This window comes from Sphingomonas sp. BL-S-28 (assembly GCF_055521515.1).
The window spans coordinates 1,148,515-1,165,726 of record NZ_CM145484.1; the positions used below are offsets into that span (position 1 = coordinate 1,148,515).

Below are 17,212 nucleotides of genomic sequence, written 5' to 3' on the forward strand. Positions count from 1 at the left end.
GGTCAGAACCCGGACTCCCCCGCTTGCGCAAGTTCGACCGGGTTCCGGGTTAGTTCGTCAGAAATCCATCCAGTCATCGTCCTGACCGGTCGCCAGCGCGACGGCCGCGGGCTTGCGGGGCGCGATCTGGCTGGTGGTGATCGCCGCCGGAACCGCGCGCGGGGCGGGTGCAGGCGCCGAGGCCGGAGCCGGAGCGGGGCGTGCCGAATAGGAACGCGCCTCGTTGCCCACGCGGAACATCGCCGCGCGGTCCGACAGCGAGGTGACTTCGCTGTTGAGGTTGCGTGCGGCGGCGGAGGTTTCCTCCACCATCGCCGCGTTCTGCTGCGTGGCCTGATCCATCGTGCCGATCGCCGCGCTGATCTGCGTGATCGTCGAGGACTGCGCCTGGTTGTCGGTGGCGATGTCGCTCAGCAGCGTGTGCACTTCGGTCACGTCGCCCGAAATGTTCTGCAGGGCGCCGTCGACACGCTGCACGGCCTGCACGGCGGTGCCGATGTCGGCTTGCGTCGCGGTCAGCTGTTCGCGGGCGCGCTTGGCTTCTTCTTCCGAGCGCATGGCGAGCGCCGAGACGAGATCGGCCACGACCGCGAAGCCGCGACCGGCATCGCCGGCACGGCCCGCCTCGACGGCGGCGTTCATGGCAAGCACGCGGGTCTGGAAGGCGATCTTGTCGAGCCCTTCGATAACCGAGTCGATGCCCTTAGCGCTTTCGCTGACGCGGCCCATCGCCTGCACCGCCTCATCGGCGATGGAGCGGCCGGATTCGACCACGCCCATCGCGCCGTCCGCGCGCTGCACGGTGCGGCCGGCGGCGGCGGCGGTAACGCGCAGACGCTCGTCCATCTGGGTGATTGCGGCGGAGGTTTCCTCAAGGCTGGCCGCATTGCTTTCGGTGCGGCGGGCCAGATCCTCGGAAGCCTGGGCGATCTCGCTCGAACCCGTGCGGATGGCGGTGGCGCTTTCGGTCACCGCGCCGATCAGATCGCGCAGCGCGCCGACGGCCAGGTTGAAGTTGTTCTTCAGCTCGGCGTAGGCGGGCGGGAAGTCGGCGGTGATCGACTGGGTCAGATCGCCCTCGCTGATCGCCTGCAGGCTGGAGCGCAGGGTCGAGGTGACGACTTCCTGTTCCTTCGCATGCTGGGCATCGATCTCGGCGCGGGCTTCGGCGGCGACGCGGAACTGTTCGACGGCTTCGGCAATCTCGCCGATTTCGTCACCACGTTCGCGGTAGGGCACATCGGCCTTGCCGCCTTCGGCCAGAATGGTGGTCACTTCGGCGATGCGGCCCATGGGCACGGCGACCGAGCGATTGATCGCCAGCCACACCAGCACGATGGTGACGATGCCGATGCTGGCAAGGCTGATCGCCAGCGTGATCGCGATATTCGCAGTGGCCTCACCGTCGGCGGCCTTCTGCGCGGTGCGCTGGCGCATCAGGTCGATCAGCTTCTGCGCCTGCGCGATCGTGTCGTGCGAGGCGGCCTTGCCTTCCTTCTTGATGGAGGCCATCGCGCCGGGGAAATCGCCCTTGGTGCGCAGTTCGAACACGTGGTCGTTGACGCGGCCCAGGTCCAGCGCCTGGCGGCGCATCTCGGACACTTCGGGTGACAGCGAATCGTCGGCGACGGCGTCGAAAGCGTCGATCGACTTGATCAGTGCCTCGTTGCCGGCCTTCAGGCGGTCACGCAGCTTGGAGGCGTCCTCGGCGTCGGCAGCATTGTAGTAGCTGTAGACGATGATGCGCAGTTCCTTGACGTTGCTGATCACGTCGGCAAGCGCCGACATGCCGCCAACGCCGCGTTGCACATGGGTCTGCGCGATCGCGTTCAGTTCCCGGGTCGAAATAAATCCATTGAGCCCAACAGCGCCCAGCATGATGCCGAGCAGGGCAAAGGCGGCCAGCAGCTTTTTAGGCAACCGCCAATTATTGAGTGAATCAAGCATCTTAGGTCCAATTCCAGCTTGAAGGGGGCGGTCTGCCATCGGCGCGCCACAATTATTATAGGATGATGGTGCCGTTCGGCCGCCGTGCGCGGTCATTTGTGTGCGCGTTCAGGCCCGGGGCCCTCACTGGGAAGTCGGTTTGAAAATCCGCTGAAGGCGGATTTTGGCGGCACCAGCCCACTCCCCCACCCGACCTCCCACGAGTGTATCCTGATGGGTGGTCGGGTGGGGGAGTGGGCTGGTGCCGCATTTCGAAAATGCCCTTTTGGCATTTTCGCAAAACCCCCCCTTCCAAACGAAAAAAAAAGGCCAGGGTGGCGAACCACCCTGGCCTTCAAGACGTTTCGGCCTTCTGCTTGGGGGCTGGCCGCCAGTCTCTCTTAACGGAAGAGCGACAGGATCGTCTGCGGTGCCTGGTTGGCGATCGACAGAGCCTGAACGCCCAGCTGCTGCTGGACCTGCAGGGCCTGAAGCTTCGCCGATTCCTTGGCGAGGTCGGCGTCGACGAGGTTGCCGATGCCGGTCTCGATCACGTCGCTGAGGTTGCTGGTGAAGTCCAGCTGACCGTCGATCTGACGCGAAGCGGCACCCAGGGTGCTGAGCTTGTCGTTCAGAGCGTCCGACAGTGCATCGAGGTTGTCGACGGTGGTCGCAGCCGACGTGGCCGAAGCAAGGTCGGTGCTGCCGGACAGGTCACCCAGCTCGACGGTCGACGAACCCTTCGCCGAGGCGAGGTTCACAGTGCCGACGCTCAGCAGGTTGCCGGTGTCGAGCGTCTGCAGCGAGCTGACCGAACCGCCGCTGCTGTCGAGCAGGTTGACGCCGTTGAAGTCCGACGACGAGATGATCGAGTCGATCTGAGCCTTGAGGCCGTCGTAGTCCTTCTGAAGCGCGCTGAGCGTGCCCGAGTCCGTTGCGGAGGCAGCTTCGTAGGCCTTGGACTTCATGTCGTTGATGAGGTCCGAGATCTGCTCGGTGCCCGAAACCGCGACGTCAACAACCGACTTGGCGTTGTTGAGCGACGAGGTAACCGCGGTGAGACCACCCTGGTCGCCACGCAGGGTCTGCGCGACGGTGTACTTGGCCGAGTCATCCTTGGTCGAAGCAACGTTCAGACCGGTGTTGATGCGGCTCTGGGTGGTGTTCATGGCCTTGTTGGTGGCATTCAGCGACTGCAGGGCAGCCATTGCACCGGCATTGGTGTTGACGGAAAACGCCATTGTTTCATTCCTTCTAGAATATTGAGGCCGGTTCTGCGGCCTGAACCGGGGTACGCCGGTCCGCGTGCGGTCCTGTTTCTTCAGGCCTGCACGAGTCTTCTAGGAAGGCGTGTGAGAGGTTCGTTGCGATTGGCGCTAATTATTTGTGCGGTAGGCAAAATTTGCCGGGTTGGCGCCGTCGTCGTCCCGATATGACGGCTTGAAACGGAGAAAGGGCGCCGCCTTCCGGCGACGCCCTTTCGGGTACGAGAGAGACTGCTCTCGGAAGACTGTTCTTCGGCTTAACTCTTCGTCGCCCTCGCGAAGGCGGGGGGCCGCTTTTTTCTGCGACCTCGCAAGAAGAAAGCGGGATCCCCGCCTTCGCGGGGACGACGGGATCGTTTTACAGAGTCACCATTAGGAAGTCGGCATCAGAACGGGAACAGCGCGTCGTAGATCTGCTGGCCCCAGCGCGCCTGCTGCGCGTCGGTCAGCTGGCCGCGTCCGCCGTAGCTGATGCGGGCATCGGCGATCTGCGAATGCTTGATCGAATTGTCGCGGGCGATGTCTTCCGGACGGATCACGCCGGTGACGACGAGTTCGCGCAACTCGTAGTTCACGCGCACTTCCTGACGGCCGCGAATCTGCAGGTTGCCGTTGGGCAGCACGCCGATCACCGAGGCGGCGATGGTCATGTTGATCTGTTCGCTGCGCTGGGTCTTGCCCACGCCCACGGCGCTGGACGAGGAACTGGTATCGGTCAGCGCAGAGGGATCGGATCCGGTCAGCTTCTGGATGTGCGATTGCAGACCCAAGAGCGCGGCGACGCCGGCGGTTTCCTTGCCGTCGCGCGTGCGGGTGGTGCTGTTGTCCACTTGCGCGTTGTCCGCGATGTTGATGCGGATCGTCACGATGTCGCCCACGCGTGAGGCGCGCTGGTCGTGGAAGAATGCGCCCGCGCCGGTGCGGAACAGCGATGCGCCGCGGGCGCCCTCTGCCAAAGCCGGATCGTCCACCGCGCCGCGATCGGCCACGCCCTGGTTGCCGATCGACGGTTCGACGCGCGGGGCCACCGGCGCTTCGGATTCGCTCATCTTCGGCGCCTTGCCCACGTTCTTCAGGCGGCCGACCGCACCGCAGCCGGAGAGCAGCGTGGCGGCCATGAGGACCGGTACGAGGCGGGTATAAGTCGATTTCATGATCGAAAAATCCTGGCTTCTCTCAGGCCTCAGTGGACCGGGATGCTGACCTGGCCCGGCGCATCGGCAATGCCGTCGAGCGTGCGGCCGGTGGCGGTGTTGAACACGCGCACCGGCTCACCCTTGCCGGCATCGCTCATCGCGCGGCCGGCAGAGGTGATCGTCAGCGCGCCGGTGACGAACGAGATCGTCACCGCTTCGCCCCGCCGCACCACGCGCGGCTGGACGACATCGGCGGCGCGCACCGGGGCGCCCGCCATGATGCGGTGCGTCGCTTCCTGCCCGGCCGCCTCTGCCGGGGCCAGCATGCCGCGCGCGGCATTGGGGGACACCGGGCCCCGGGTGAAGTCCCCGGCGGCCAGCTTCTCGCCGCGCTCTACCGTGCGGGCGAGCACCGGCGCCTGGATCGTGGCGGGAGCGGCGGGTGCGACAGCAGCCGGAGCTGCTGCCGCCAGCATGAGCAGGATCGCGGCGGTCATCGTCCTCAACCCGTCTGCGTGGAGGTCTGGAGCATTTCGTCGGCGGTCTTCAGCACGCGGCTGTTCATCTCGTAGGCGCGCTGCGCGGTGATCAGCGAGGTGATTTCGGAGACCGGGTTGACGTTCGATGCTTCGACGAAGCCCTGGCTGAGCGAACCGAAGCCCGGCTCACCGGGGTTGGCGACGGTCGGCTGACCCGATGCGCCGGTTTCGAGGTACATGTTCGAGCCGATGGCTTCGAGGCCGGCTTCATTGACGAAGGTCGCCAGTTCGAGCTGGCCGACGGTCTGCATCTGGGTCTGGCCGTCCAGCTTCACCTGCACTTCGCCGGTCTTCGAAACCGAAACGCTGGTGGCGCCCTGCGGGATCGTGATGTCGGGCTGGACGCGGTAGCCGTCGGTGGTGACGAGTTCGCCCTGATCCGAAAGCTGGAACGAGCCGGCGCGGGTATAGGCGAGGTCGCCCGAGGGCAGCATGATCTGGAAATAGCCCTGACCGTCGACGGCAAGGTCATAGGTATTGCCGGTGTTGGTCAGCGCGCCCTGTTCGGTGATGCGGTAGATGCCGCCGGTCTTCACACCCGCGCCGAGCTGGATGCCGGTGGGAACCTGCGTGCCGTCCGAGCTGGTGGTGGCGCCGGGGCGCGAGACCTGCTGGTAGAGCAGATCCTGGAATTCCGCGCGCTGACGCTTGAACGCGGTGGTGTTCATGTTGGCGATGTTGTTCGAGATGACATCGACGTTGGTCTGCTGCGCGAGCATGCCGGTCGAGGCGATGGAGAGCGAACGCATGATGACTCCTTCGTGGAAACGGGCGTGAAATCAGAGTGAAAGTGAGGCGGGTTCAGCCGACCTTGCTCAGGCGATCGATGGCCTTCTTGCGCATGTCCGCCAGATCGGCGGAAAGCCGCTGGCTGGTCTGGTACGAGCGCAGGATTTCCACCATGTGCGTGGTTTCGGTAATCGGCTCGACATTCGAGGCTTCGACGCCGCCGCTCTTGAGCTTGGTCTGCGCCGCCGTCAGCATCGTGCCGCCGGTGCCGGTCAACATGCCGTCGCCGCGCGGATCGACCGTGCTTTCGTTGCCGAAGGTGGTGACGGCCAGGCGGCCGAGCGGGCCGGTGCTGCCCATCACGGTGCCGTCCTCGGCAATGTTCAGCCCGGCCTGCTGGTCTGCCGGCACGTTGATCGGGCGGCCGTTCTCGTCCAGCAGGCGCTGCCCGCCGGAAGTGGCAAGGTCACCGTTCTGGAGAACCTTGATGAATCCCGCGCGCGTATAGACCACGCCGCCGTCCGGGCTTTCGACATTCAGATAGCCGGCGCCGTCGATCATCACGTCCAGCGGGTTGCCGGTGGACTGGAACGAACCTTGCGCAGTGTCGTGCACGGTGCCGAAATCCAGCACGAACGACGTCTTGCGCGCATCCTCCACCGGGGCCTGCTGTGCGGTCTCTACATATTCGTGAAACAGCGCCTGTTCGCGCTTGTAACCCACGGTGCTGGTGTTCGCCATGTTGTTGGCGACGATGTCCAACTGGCGGCGCAGGGCCTGCTCGTGGCTCAGCAGAACGAAGGAGGAAACGTCCATTTCCGGCATCCCGAGAAAAAGTTAGCGGTTTTCGGCACCAGGCAGAATTTGCCGCTTGGTCCTCCTATAATAGAGGCGAAAACGCGAATGCGGTCGGTATCGAGGATTTCGATTTCCGCACCGTTTCGCGAGGAGCCAAGGGGGTTCGAAAGTGTCGGACGAAGAGATCATCGACGTTGCGCCCGTCGATGCGGACGAAAGTAAGCCGTCGCGCAAGCGCATGATCCTGATCGGCGCGGCTGCGGCCGTGCTGCTGATCGGCGGCGGCGTGGGCTATTACGGCTATACCAAGTTTGCCGGCGGCAGCAGCGGCGGCCACGCCAGCGAGAGCGCCTCGTCTGAAGGTGGTTCGGAAGGCGGTTCCGAAGCGGCATCGCCGGGCAAGTCTTCCTATGTCGAAGTGCCGTCGATGGTGGTGAACCTGCGCGGCAGCGATGCATCGGCGCGGTTCCTGAAGCTGCGCGTGATCATCGTCGCGGCGGACGAGGGCAAGGCCAACACGGTCAAGGAAAAGCTGCCGCTGGTGCTGGATTCGCTGCAACCCTTCCTGCGCGAACTGCGCCCCGAAGACCTTGACGGGTCGGCGGCGGTGTTCCGCATCAAGGAAGAGATGCTGCGCCGCTCTACCCAGGCGCTTGGCCCCGGCATGGTCACGGACGTGCTCATTCAGGACTTGATCCAGCAATGAACGACGACGATTTCGACGATTTCCTGCTGCCTGATCCGCCCAAGATGGAGGACATGGTCGGCGATACGTTCGACCAGGCGGGTATCGACGCGCTGTTCGGGTTCGACGCCGATGCGCCCGCCCAGACCAAGAGCGGCCTGAAGGCGGTCATCGAATCCAACGTCATCAGCCACGAACGGCTGCCGATGCTGGAAGTGGTGTGCGAACGCATGGTGCGCACGTTCGCCACCAGCATGCGCAACCTGACGTCCGACGCGATCGACGTCAGCCTGGAGGAGATCACCTCCACCCGCTTCGGCGAGTTCATGAACCGCGTGGCGCTGCCGGCGATGTTCGGCGTGTTTCAGGTGACCGAGTGGGAAAACTACGGCGTCGTCACTGTGGAATCGAGCCTGATCTACGCGGTGGTCGATGCCCTGTTGGGCGGGCGCAAGGGCAGCAAGCCGATGCGCGTGGAAGGTCGCGCCTTCACCACGATCGAGACCATGCTGGTTTCGCGCATGGTGCAGCTGGCGCTGGATGACCTGTCGCAGGCGTTCGAGGCGATCGAGCCGGTGACGATGCAGGTGGAACGCATGGAGGCCAGCCCGCGCTTCGCCGCCATCGCCGGGCCCAGCAACATCGCTGCCGTGGCAACCTTCCGCGTCGACATGGAAGGGCGCGGCGGCAAGTTCAGCGTGCTGCTGCCCTATGCCACCATCGAACCGGTGCGCAACAAGCTGCTGCAGCGCTTCATGGGCGAAAAGCTGGGGCGTGACCGCATGTGGGCGGCGCACATGGCCAGCGAACTTTCCCAGACCGAAGTGACGGTCGACGTGGTTCTGGGCGAAAAGCAGATGTCTCTGCGCGACGTCATGAACCTCAAGGTCGGCCAGACCATAGCTTTCAGTCAAAGCCCGAACGATGCGCTTCAGGTCCAGTGCGGCGGCGTCCCGCTGGGCATCGCGCATATCGGGCAGCGTTCCAGAAACATTGCCGTCCGCATGGCGAACGACATCTCAAGGGGGTATCCGAAGTGAACACTGCCACCATGATCAACTTCACGCTGATCCCGCTCTGCTCCGCCGTGATGGTGCAGGGCTGGCGGATCGACCGCCGTATGCGCGCATTCCGCAATGCGCCGCTGACCGAGGGCGTGGCCAGCCTTGAACGCGCGACCGCGCAGGCCCGAGCCGTGCTGGGCGAACTGAAGCGCGTACTGGCGACCGACGGCATGGCCCAGGCCCGCACGATCGCCGATGCCGAAGCCATGCGGGACGAACTGGCCGACATGGTCGGGATCGGCAATGCCGTGGCCGATCGCATCGTCGCCGCCACCGAGCTCAGCGCGCCGAAGAAGACCACGCGCAAGCCTGCTGCCAAGGCCGACGTCGTGGCCGGCGAAGCGGGCGAGGAAAAGGTTGCCGCGAAGCGCACCTCCAGCCGTGGCGGCGCCCGCAAGACGACCCGCACGCGCACCGCGAAGCCCAAGGTCGCCACACCGAAGATCGCCGCCGTTGCTGCCGCCGATGATAGCGTGGAAGCGGCCATCGCCGCCGCCGTGGCCGAAGCCAAGGAAATCTCGGCCGAGATCGTCATGCACCCGTCGGCCCGCCGTAAGCGCGCCGCCGCATGACAACCGCTTCGGCCAATTTGCCGGTCCGGGTCACCGGTAAGGTCAGGGCGGTCAACGCGCTGCGCAGCCTGGCCCAGCCATCGCGGCTGATGCTGGGTGTCGCCGGGGCGGCGGTCGTGGCCAATGCCATGGCACTGGCCGCACCGGACCCGGGCGCCGGCAATGCATCGTCGGGCCGCCTTGGCGCGTCGTTGCAGGATGCGCTGGGCAAGCGCGATCGCGATGCCGCTGCCGAACGGCGCAAGCTGGAAATGCGCGAACAGGCCGTGCGCGCCGGGGAAACCCGGCTGGCCGGCCAGTTGCAGGGCCAGCAGCAGGGGCAGCCCGATCCGGGCGCGGCGCCGTCCCGTCCGGGCCAGCCCGGCGCGGATCAGCCGGAGGTGCCCTACGACACCCTGGCGCAGATCTACCAGCGCATGAAGCCGCAGCGCGCCGCGCCGATCTTCGAGAAGCTCGATCTGGAAGTGCAGGCACAGGTCGCCCGGCGGATGCGCGATTCCGTCACCGCGCAGATCATGTCCTACATGACGCCCAGCGCGGCGGTGGAACTTTCGATGTCTCTGGCCGGCCGCAAGGTCGTGCGCGGGCGTCCTCCAGCACCGGCGCCGGCGGCGTTGGCCCGAGGGGGCAAGGCACCGGGACAGACGACACCCGCCGCGAAGTGATTCGCGCGGAATGAAGCAATGGATCCGGAGCCACCGCGCTTCGGATCCATTTGCATTTCAGCAGATCGCGACGCCCGCCCGGAAACCGGGCCTAGTGCGATTCGCGCTTCGATATCAGCTACTTGTGCCCCATGCCGGGACATTACCGCGTTTTCAGTTGCGCGGCTGCCCGTGGCGGCTAGAGCGCCGCCGTGATCGGACCGGTCTTCCGGTCAGCTGCGAAAGGCGGTGGCACGCACGATAAGCACACGCGCAATGCCGGGATCGACGCGCTGCAGCGCGGGCGTGAGCGATTGCGACAGCTTGGACACATCCAGCGCGGTGAACGGCGATGCGCGCAGCCGGGCGAACTCGATCGAGGCCGCCAGCGAGGCGGCGCGCAGTTCGGGCATCCGCTTGGCAAGGTCGCTCGCCGTGGCGGCGGAATTGGTTTCCACCACCAGCTGCACATGCATAACGCCATCGATTCGGCCGGCATCGACGATCGGCGTGTCGATCTGGTCCAGCTTGACCAGATTGGCCGGGCTGAAAGGCACCGCTTGCGTCGCCTCGGGCGCCATTCCGGCGGTGGCGAGGGCCATGAAGGCAAAGAGGGCGCTACGGGGCATTCGGTACTCCGGCATCTGTACTGTTTCGCCGGCAATGGCGGCGAATAAGGGAATTTCAGCGCAATCCGGGAGGCGGACCGCTCCTCTATAATAGGATCAATTCGTTACTTTTTGGATTACGCCGCAGGGGACAAGCAGCATGAGTGGCAATACGGGCCCGGCAAAAGTCCGGGTTCTGTCGTCCGGTGATCGACCGCACGGCGTACCCGCGCGCCGTCGCGGGGATATCGGCCGCCAGAGCGAGGACGAGGCTGCACCGCAGCTGGCCGTCGTTGCCGAGCAGGCCAAAGTACAGGGCGCCGATGCCAGCCGCAGCCTGCTGTGGATCGCGGGGGCCGTAGTGCTGTTCGTGCTGGGCTGCGCCGCCGGCGGCGTGCTGGTTACGCTTTCGCTGCTCTATCCGGGGCTGATCTGATGCGGGCGAACACACCGGCACGCAAGGCGGTCAAGGGCCTGTTGCTGGCGGCCAGCGCCGCCGCGCTGCTGGGGGCCACCCCGGTTTCGACGCCATCCGCCGCCCCGACCGCCGACCCTTCGGGGGCACCGACCGGAACGACTCAGGCGAAAAATCTGGCCGGAAATGTGGCGCCCATGCTGCCGCAGCCGCCGCGCCTGCCGGGCTTTGCTGCCGCGCTTGCGCAGCAGCCGGCCATCGTCGGCCCCGGTGCGTGGGGGGCGCTTTCGCAGACGGCCGCGTGGCAGCGAATCGCGCGCGTGCCGCAGCCCGAGCTGCAACAGGCGCGATGGGACTATGCCCGCAGCCTCGTCGGTGCCGAGCGCGGCGGCGAGGCGTTCGGCGTGCTGGAAGTCATGGTGCAGGACGATCCCGACCTGGCGATGGTGGACAGCTATCGGCTTGCGCGGGGTGCCGCGTTGACGCTGCTGGGGCGCTATCCCGAAGCGGTTTCGGCGTTGTCCTCGGCCGGGCTTGCGATCAATCCGGAAGCTTGCGCCTGGCGCCTGCGGGCATTGGCGAACAGCCATCTGGCCGAACAGGCGCTGGAACAGATCGCCTGCGCGCGTCCGGCATTGCGGGCCGCGCGGCCCAAGCCTTTCGTGCTTTCGGCTGCGCAGGCCGCGGTCGATGCCGGGCAGCCGGACAAGGCGATCGAATGGCTCCAGCCGATGCCGGACCGCGATGCTGCCGCCAATCTGCTGCGCGGCCGCGCCGAACTGCTGCAGGGGCACGGCGATCAGGCGCGGCTGCGGTTCGCGCGGGTGGAGCAGTCGGGCACGCTGGAGCAGCGCACCGATGCGCGGCTCAGCGAGATCGAGGCGCGCGTGGCCGCGCATACGATCGGCATGAAGGACGCGCTGCGCCAGCTGGATGCGCTGCGCTATGGCTGGCGCGGGGATGTGATCGAACAGCGCGCGCTGCGGCTGACCTATCGCCTGCAGGATGCCAGCGGTGACCTTCCCGGCGCGCTGAGCAGCGGCGCCACGCTGCTGCGCAACTTCGGGCTGGAAGGCGCCGATGCGCCGATGCTGCCGGCCCTGCGCGCCAAGCTGGTCACTGCGCTCGATCCCGCGCGCAACCTGCCGCTGGATCAGGCCGCGGGGCTCTATTGGGACTATCGCGATCTGGCGCCGGGCGGTGCCGAGGGCGATCTGATGTCCAGCCAGCTGGCCGGGCGTCTGCAGGCGGCCGGGCTCTATGAGCGGGCTGCGGACCTGCTGGGATACCAGCTCTTCGTGCGTGCGGGCGATCTGGCGCGCGGCCCGCTCTCGGCCCGCGTCGCCAGCCTCTACATCCTCTCCGGCCGGCCGGACCGGGCGCTGGACGTGCTGCGCAAGACGGAGGATCCCAGCTTCCCCAATGCCATGATCGCCGCGCGCGACCGCGTGGAGGCCGTCGCGCTCAGCCAGATCGGCCGCGTGGACGAGGCGCTGGCCGTGCTGGAAACCGTGCCCGGCAGCGCGCCGCTTCAGGCGGAGATTCTGTGGAAGCACCGTGACTGGCAGCGCTATGCCGCCGCTTCGGCCGCCACCTTGCCGAGCGCGCGCGCGCTCGATCAGGTTGGGCAGGCGGTGGTCCTGCGCCACGCGATCTCGCTGGCGATGCTGGGGCATGAGGACGCGCTGGCATCGCTTCATGCGCGGTACGAACAGGCGTTTGCGGGCCTGCCGTCCGCGCCGGTCTTCGAGATGCTGACCTCCAGCCCGATGGGCGCCGATGCGGGCGCGCTGGGCCGCGCCATGGCGGCGCTGCCCTCGGCCAGTCCGGCGGGCGACATGGCCGACCTGATCGACCGCGCGCCCGATGTGGCGCCGGTGCCGACCAAGGCTGCAAAGAAAGGCTGAGAGACCGGTTGAAAAATGCCCGCAGGGGCATTTTTGAGGCGGCACCAGCCCACTCCCCCACCCTACCACCCATCGGTAGTATCCTGCGGGTGGTAGGCCCCCTCAGCGAAAAGGTCCCCCGGACCTTTTCGTGTTCTTCGGAACGGGAGTGGGCTGGTGCCGCAAAATTCGCATTTCGCGAATTTTCAAACGGTCTCTGAGGTTGCGCCATAGGCAAAGAAAAAGGGCAGGAGGATCGAACCTCCTGCCCCTCTTTTTTGTCTTGGATGAGGCCCGAAAGCCTCCCCCCAATCACTTGAGGTAATTTGCCAGCGACATGCTCGAAAGCTGGGCAAACACCGAATAGCTGGCCTCCAGAACCGACTGGCGCTGGGTGATGTCGATGGCGACCTGGCCCAGATCGGCATCTTCCACGCTGCCGATCACTTCGGTCAGCAGGTCCGATCGTTCCGAGGCGCGCGTGGTCAGCGTGTCCACCTGGTTCTGGCGGCGGCCGTTGGAGGCATTGACGTTGCGCACGTCGCCCAGCCCGGTGTCGAGCTGGTCGAGCGCGGTCTTGATCGCGGTCTTCTGGTCTTCGGTCAGCGTATCGCCGAAGGGCCCGGCCTCTGCCAGCGTGCGGAACGCCGGGATCAGGTTGGTGCCGACATCGCTGGCGGTGATGCCGTATTCCACGTCCACCCCGTCTCCCATGCGGGCCGACTGACGGACATTGTCGTTGGCGAAAGCGTCGGCGGAATTGAGGCCGACGGTGTCCTGCAGCGTCTGCGGGATGAACGGCGTGTCCGAAGTCTGCGAACCGGCGAACAGCGGCACGCCGCCTTCGGTGGCGTTGAGCGAGTTGCGCACGTCCGTGAAGGTGCTCTCCACCGCCCCCTGAAGGTCGGGCGAATTACCGGTGCCCAGCGCCTCCATCAGCTGCGTACGCAAGTCCGACAGCGAGGAATCGATCTGGTTGAGATTGGCGTCGTAAAGCGACAGCGTGGTCGCGACGCGGCCCGATACCGCCTGATACGCGTCCTGCTGGGCCAGCATCGAACGGGCCGAAAGGGTGCGCACGGCGTCCAGGCCGAGGTCGGCGTAGCTGTTCACCTTCTTCTGGGTGGAAAGCTGGAGCTGGCTGGCGTTGAGCGCCTGCTGCGAACGCTGGATGGCGTTGGCAAGCGTGGTCTGCATGGGAATGGTGGCTACGCGGGTCATCTGCTGGGTTCCTTATCCGAGCATGCCGATCAGGGTGTCGTACATTTCCGAGGCGGTGGTCATCACCCGGGCGGCGGCGCTGTAGCTGTTCTGCAGCACCACCATCTGGGCCAGTTCCTCGTCGATATTGACGCCGGCGTAGCTGTCGCGCCGGTCCACCGCGTCCGACATGCGGGCGGAGGCATCGTCATAGGAGCTGGACGCCAGCGACGCGGCGGAGGCAACGCTGCCAAGCAGGGCGTTGGCGAAATTGCCGACCGTCTTGTTGCCGTCCTTCCCGAAGTCCGCCGTGGCGGCGAGCGCGTCGATGAAGGCGGTGGCATTGCGCAAGTCGCCCGAACCCACGGCCTTTTCGCCGATCGCGGCGTCGAGCTGGAGCTGGGCCAGCGGCACCTTGGAAGTGTCTGCCAGCATCCCCGCATCGACTTCCGCGTCGGCCAGGCCGCTGGCCGCGCCGGTCAGGCCCGACAGCGCCGAGAACGACAGGCCGGTGCCCGAACGGTTGGTGGAATCCGAAGGGATCTGGACGGTCGAACCGGCGCTGGCGGCGTTGGGCGAGAAGGCCACGCGGCCGCTGTCGTCCAGCGCGAAGCTGCCGTAGGAGGCAAGCGGGCTGGAATTGAGGGTATTGACCAGATCGCCCCAGCTTTCGCTGCCGCTGCTGGTGTAGGTGTACTGGGTCAGCACTTTGCCGCTGGCGTCGCGCAGCACGATCTGCGCCGTCTCACCCGCGCCGAAGCCGGCCGGATCGGTGCTGGTGAAGCCCGAAGGCGCCAGCGCGCTGCTGTCCGACCGGATGATGTTGTTCAACCCGAAGAACTGCGAGAAGCCCACGCCCGCGCGGTCGCTGGGCGTATCCGGATCCTGCGCGATGGCGATGCCGTTCGTGCTGTTCGCGGCGCTGATCGACAGGACGCCCTTGGCATCGATGCTGGCAGTGGCATCCGGCGACAGGCCGGCGTTGATCGCGGCCACTGCGTCGTCGACGGTAGCGCCGGCGCCCAGCGCGTCGAAATCGATCGTCACCTTGTTGACCAGGGTGCCGTCCTTGCCGAGCACGGCGAAAGTCGCCTTGCCGGTGAAGCCCAGGCGGTCGCTGCCGGTCAGGCCGTTGGCCTCACCCGTCAGCGTGTTCGGCGGGGGCAGGGTGGTGCCCTCGTTGGAAACCTTGTTCAGCGTCTGGGCCAGGCCGGAGAACAGCTGGCCCAGCTGTTCGTTGAACTGCGGCAGCACGCGGTCGCGCATGTCCAGCAAACCGCCCAGCTTGCCGCCGACCGAGGTGGAATCGATCTTCTCGCCGGTGGAGGCGCCCATCACGCCGTCGTCCGATGCGAAGCGGATATCGATCGCGGGATAAGTCGCCTGCGAGGCACCGGCGCCCGAATTGTACGAAAGCTGGCGCAGCCGCTTGTCGAGCAAGGTCTGCCCCGATGCGGTGTCGATGAAGACGCGGCCGTCGCTCTGTTCGCGGACGGTCACGTTCATCAGTCCGCTGAGTTCCTGCAGCGCGGACATGCGCTGGTCGGCGGGGCCGGACGTGCTCTGGCCCAGGCCCTGCAGGCGGGCGACCTCGTCATTGAGGTCGTTGATCTTCTGCAGCAGCACGTTGCTGCGGCTGACAGTGTCGCTGACTTCGCTCTCGACATCGGCCTGAAGGCTGGAAACGTCCTTGGTCAGGCCGTTCAGCGTGTCCAGCGTATCGTCGATATTGCCGGTGAAGTTGGCGATCGATTGCGCGGAGCCGTTGAGGCCGCTGATCTGCGCAACCGAGGAGGAGATCGCGGACAGGCGCGAGGTCAGGCTGGAGGTGGAATCGGTGGATCCCAGCAGCGACTGCAGCCGGTCGAGATAAGTGTTCACCGCTTCGGCGCGGCCCGAAGTGCCGGCGCGCTGGTAGACGGCGTTTTCCAGGAACTTGTCCGCCACACGCGAAGGCTCGCCGACGACGACGCCGGTGACCTGCCCTCCCGAAACGGAAGTCGCCAGCGACACCTTCTGCCGGGCGTAGCCGGTGGTGTTCACGTTGGCGACGTTGTTGGAGACCGTTTGCATCCCCGCCTGCGACGCCGAAAGGCCCGAAATGGCGGAACTGAGGATCTGGTTGAGGGACACTTTTCGGTTTCCTGCGATTCTCGTGGAAGGGAAGGAAGAGATCAGGTTGGCGTTTGCTTGAAAATCCGCCGTGGGCGGATTTTGCGGCACCGGCCCTCTCCCCCACCCGACCTCCCAGATTCTACCCCGTAGGGGAGGTCGGGTGGGGGAGAGGGTCGGTGCCGCGACGGGAATGCCCGTCAGGGCATTCCCGCAAACAAACTACCGCTTCAGGTTGCTGACTTCCTGAAGCATGTCGTCGACGGTCGTGATGATCTTCGACGAGGCGCTGTAGGCGCGCTGGTAGATGATCATGTTCGAGAATTCGCCGGCGAGGTCGACGTTCGAGGCTTCCAGCGTACCGGCCGAAAGCGAGCCGCCGCCCAGCGAGCCCGGCTCGTTGATCGAGGGGCCGCCCGAATCCTGCGAGGCGACATAGGCGTTGCCGCTGATGCGCGTCAGGCCGTCCGGGTTGGCGAAAGTCGCCAGCGGAAGCTGGTAGATCGCGCGCGAGGTGCCGTCGTCGAACACCGCGCTGACCACGCCGTCCTTCGAGATTTCCACCGAAGACACGGTGCCCAGCATGCCGCCGTTGGCGCTGGACGAAAGTAGCGCGGAATCGCTGCCGAACTGGGTCAGGCCGTCAAGCCCGTCGTCGCTGCCCAGCGCGAGGCTGATCGGCGTCGAGCCGGCGCCGTTGGACCAGCCGATGTCGAGGTTGGAGAACAGCCCGGCCGACGATCCGGCCAGGTCCAGGCTGCCGTCGGCGTTGAAGCTGACGGTGCCGCTGGCCAGCAGGCCAGTGGTGTTCGCCACGCCGCCGACGGTCGAGACGTCGGCCGGATCGGCGGTGATTTCGGCGGCCCAGGAGTTGGTGCCGGTCTTGATGAAGTTGAAGGTCACATCGTGCGAGGTGCCCTGTGCGTCATAGACGGTGACCGAGCGCGAGAACTGCGGCGTGGTCGTACCCGAAGCCATGTCGCCGGCGGTGTAGCCGGTTACCGCGGTAGCGGTGGAATCGAGGTTGGCGCGCATCGAGATCTTGGTGGTCGGCGTGGCGGCACCGGTCAGCGCATTCGGCTTGATTGCCTCAAGCGAATTGAGGTTGCCGTTGTTGACGTAGTTGCCGTCGGCATCAAGCGGCCAGCCGGTCAGGTAATACCCTGCGGTGTTGACCAGGTAGCCCTCGGGATCGGTGGTGAACGAACCCGCGCGCGTATAGGCGATGGAGCCGCTGGTGTCCGAGCTGGAACGGACGACGAAGAAGCCCGCGCCGTCGATGCCGATGTCGGTCAGGCTGCTGGACGCCTGCAGCAGGCCCTGCTTGGAAATCAGCGCCTTGGGAGCGGCAGTGACGCCGCCGGCCGAATAGCTGCTCTTGACCTTGCCGTCGGTGACGAGGGTCTGGAACTGCGCCGAAACGCCCTTGTAGCCGACGGTGTTGACGTTGGTGATGTTGTCCGCGACGGTCGCCATCGCGCTCGCTTGAGCGCCGAGGCCGGACACGCCAGCGTATAGAGCTGAATAGAGGCTCATGTCATTCTCCTGTGCGTCCGGGCCGGAAAATGGCGGTTCCGGCATATGGACAAGCCATTGTAGGATGAAAGCGACCCTCAACCGTGCGGATGTGCGT

Annotated in this window: 16 protein-coding genes; 6 read left to right on the forward strand and 10 right to left on the reverse strand. The window is 66.0% G+C overall.

Going from position 1 to position 17,212, the window contains the following annotated elements; translation table 11 throughout:
* Positions 1-57 precede the first annotated feature (57 nt).
* From ACZ1JC_RS14195 to ACZ1JC_RS14220, 6 genes are all read right to left on the reverse strand, one after another.
* Positions 58-1,947, reverse strand: coding sequence for a methyl-accepting chemotaxis protein (locus ACZ1JC_RS14195; protein WP_465136244.1), 1,890 nt, complete (start codon positions 1,945-1,947; stop codon positions 58-60).
* A 380-nt stretch (positions 1,948-2,327) separates the two neighbouring features.
* Positions 2,328-3,167 carry a flagellin gene (locus ACZ1JC_RS14200; RefSeq protein ID WP_465136243.1) on the reverse strand — a complete coding sequence of 280 codons (840 nt, stop codon included), beginning with the start codon at positions 3,165-3,167 and terminating at the stop codon, positions 2,328-2,330.
* Between the two features lie 410 nt (positions 3,168-3,577).
* Positions 3,578-4,345, reverse strand: a complete 768-nt coding sequence (gene flgH, locus ACZ1JC_RS14205; protein WP_465136242.1) for a flagellar basal body L-ring protein FlgH — start codon at positions 4,343-4,345, stop codon at positions 3,578-3,580.
* 29 nt (positions 4,346-4,374) lie between these two features.
* Positions 4,375-4,824 carry a flagellar basal body P-ring formation chaperone FlgA gene (flgA, locus tag ACZ1JC_RS14210; RefSeq protein WP_465136241.1) on the reverse strand — a complete coding sequence of 150 codons (450 nt, stop codon included), beginning with the start codon at positions 4,822-4,824 and terminating at the stop codon, positions 4,375-4,377.
* A gap of 5 nt (positions 4,825-4,829) precedes the next feature.
* Positions 4,830-5,615 (reverse strand): flagellar basal-body rod protein FlgG, encoded by a 786-nt coding sequence (flgG, locus tag ACZ1JC_RS14215; protein WP_465136240.1) that lies wholly within the window; start codon positions 5,613-5,615, stop codon positions 4,830-4,832.
* A gap of 52 nt (positions 5,616-5,667) precedes the next feature.
* Complete coding sequence (locus ACZ1JC_RS14220; protein ID WP_465136239.1) at positions 5,668-6,411, reverse strand: flagellar hook-basal body complex protein; 744 nt, start codon at positions 6,409-6,411, stop codon at positions 5,668-5,670.
* Between the two features lie 151 nt (positions 6,412-6,562).
* Between ACZ1JC_RS14220 and ACZ1JC_RS14225 the strand changes: the two genes are divergently transcribed.
* Genes ACZ1JC_RS14225 through ACZ1JC_RS14240 form a run of 4 tightly spaced genes read left to right on the forward strand, consistent with a single transcriptional unit; the run spans position 6,563 to position 9,379 of the window.
* The gene (locus tag ACZ1JC_RS14225; protein WP_465136238.1) at positions 6,563-7,099 is read left to right on the forward strand and encodes a flagellar basal body-associated FliL family protein; all 537 of its coding nucleotides are present in this window, start codon (positions 6,563-6,565) and stop codon (positions 7,097-7,099) included.
* Entirely contained in the window at positions 7,096-8,118 is a 1,023-nt protein-coding gene (gene fliM / locus ACZ1JC_RS14230; RefSeq protein ID WP_465136237.1) for a flagellar motor switch protein FliM, read from the forward strand. The genes ACZ1JC_RS14225 and fliM overlap by 4 nt, the downstream gene beginning before the upstream one ends.
* Positions 8,115-8,714 (forward strand): DUF6468 domain-containing protein, encoded by a 600-nt coding sequence (locus ACZ1JC_RS14235; RefSeq protein WP_465136236.1) that lies wholly within the window; start codon positions 8,115-8,117, stop codon positions 8,712-8,714. Before fliM ends, ACZ1JC_RS14235 begins: the two co-directional genes overlap by 4 nt.
* Positions 8,711-9,379 carry a MotE family protein gene (locus ACZ1JC_RS14240; protein WP_465136235.1) on the forward strand — a complete coding sequence of 223 codons (669 nt, stop codon included), beginning with the start codon at positions 8,711-8,713 and terminating at the stop codon, positions 9,377-9,379. Before ACZ1JC_RS14235 ends, ACZ1JC_RS14240 begins: the two co-directional genes overlap by 4 nt.
* Before the next feature lie 212 nt (positions 9,380-9,591).
* Here the strand turns inward: ACZ1JC_RS14240 and ACZ1JC_RS14245 are convergent, their stop codons facing one another.
* Positions 9,592-9,987, reverse strand: a complete 396-nt coding sequence (locus ACZ1JC_RS14245) for a hypothetical protein (RefSeq protein WP_465136234.1) — start codon at positions 9,985-9,987, stop codon at positions 9,592-9,594.
* Between the two features lie 139 nt (positions 9,988-10,126).
* Between ACZ1JC_RS14245 and ACZ1JC_RS14250 the strand changes: the two genes are divergently transcribed.
* Both ACZ1JC_RS14250 and ACZ1JC_RS14255 read left to right on the forward strand, forming a co-directional pair.
* Positions 10,127-10,402 (forward strand): hypothetical protein, encoded by a 276-nt coding sequence (locus ACZ1JC_RS14250; RefSeq protein ID WP_465136233.1) that lies wholly within the window; start codon positions 10,127-10,129, stop codon positions 10,400-10,402.
* Positions 10,402-12,288, forward strand: a complete 1,887-nt coding sequence (locus tag ACZ1JC_RS14255) for a hypothetical protein (RefSeq protein ID WP_465136232.1) — start codon at positions 10,402-10,404, stop codon at positions 12,286-12,288. The genes ACZ1JC_RS14250 and ACZ1JC_RS14255 overlap by 1 nt, the downstream gene beginning before the upstream one ends.
* Before the next feature lie 291 nt (positions 12,289-12,579).
* Here ACZ1JC_RS14255 and ACZ1JC_RS14260 read toward each other — a convergent pair whose 3' ends face one another.
* The 3 genes from ACZ1JC_RS14260 to flgE form a co-directional block, all read right to left on the reverse strand.
* Positions 12,580-13,488 carry a flagellin N-terminal helical domain-containing protein gene (locus ACZ1JC_RS14260; RefSeq protein WP_465136231.1) on the reverse strand — a complete coding sequence of 303 codons (909 nt, stop codon included), beginning with the start codon at positions 13,486-13,488 and terminating at the stop codon, positions 12,580-12,582.
* A gap of 12 nt (positions 13,489-13,500) precedes the next feature.
* The gene (flgK, locus tag ACZ1JC_RS14265) at positions 13,501-15,600 is read right to left on the reverse strand and encodes a flagellar hook-associated protein FlgK (protein WP_465136230.1); all 2,100 of its coding nucleotides are present in this window, start codon (positions 15,598-15,600) and stop codon (positions 13,501-13,503) included.
* Positions 15,601-15,801: 201 nt separating this feature from the next.
* Positions 15,802-17,115: a flagellar hook protein FlgE gene (gene flgE / locus ACZ1JC_RS14270; protein WP_465136229.1), complete on the reverse strand. Its 1,314-nt coding sequence runs from the start codon at positions 17,113-17,115 to the stop codon at positions 15,802-15,804.
* Positions 17,116-17,212: the final 97 nt, after the last annotated feature.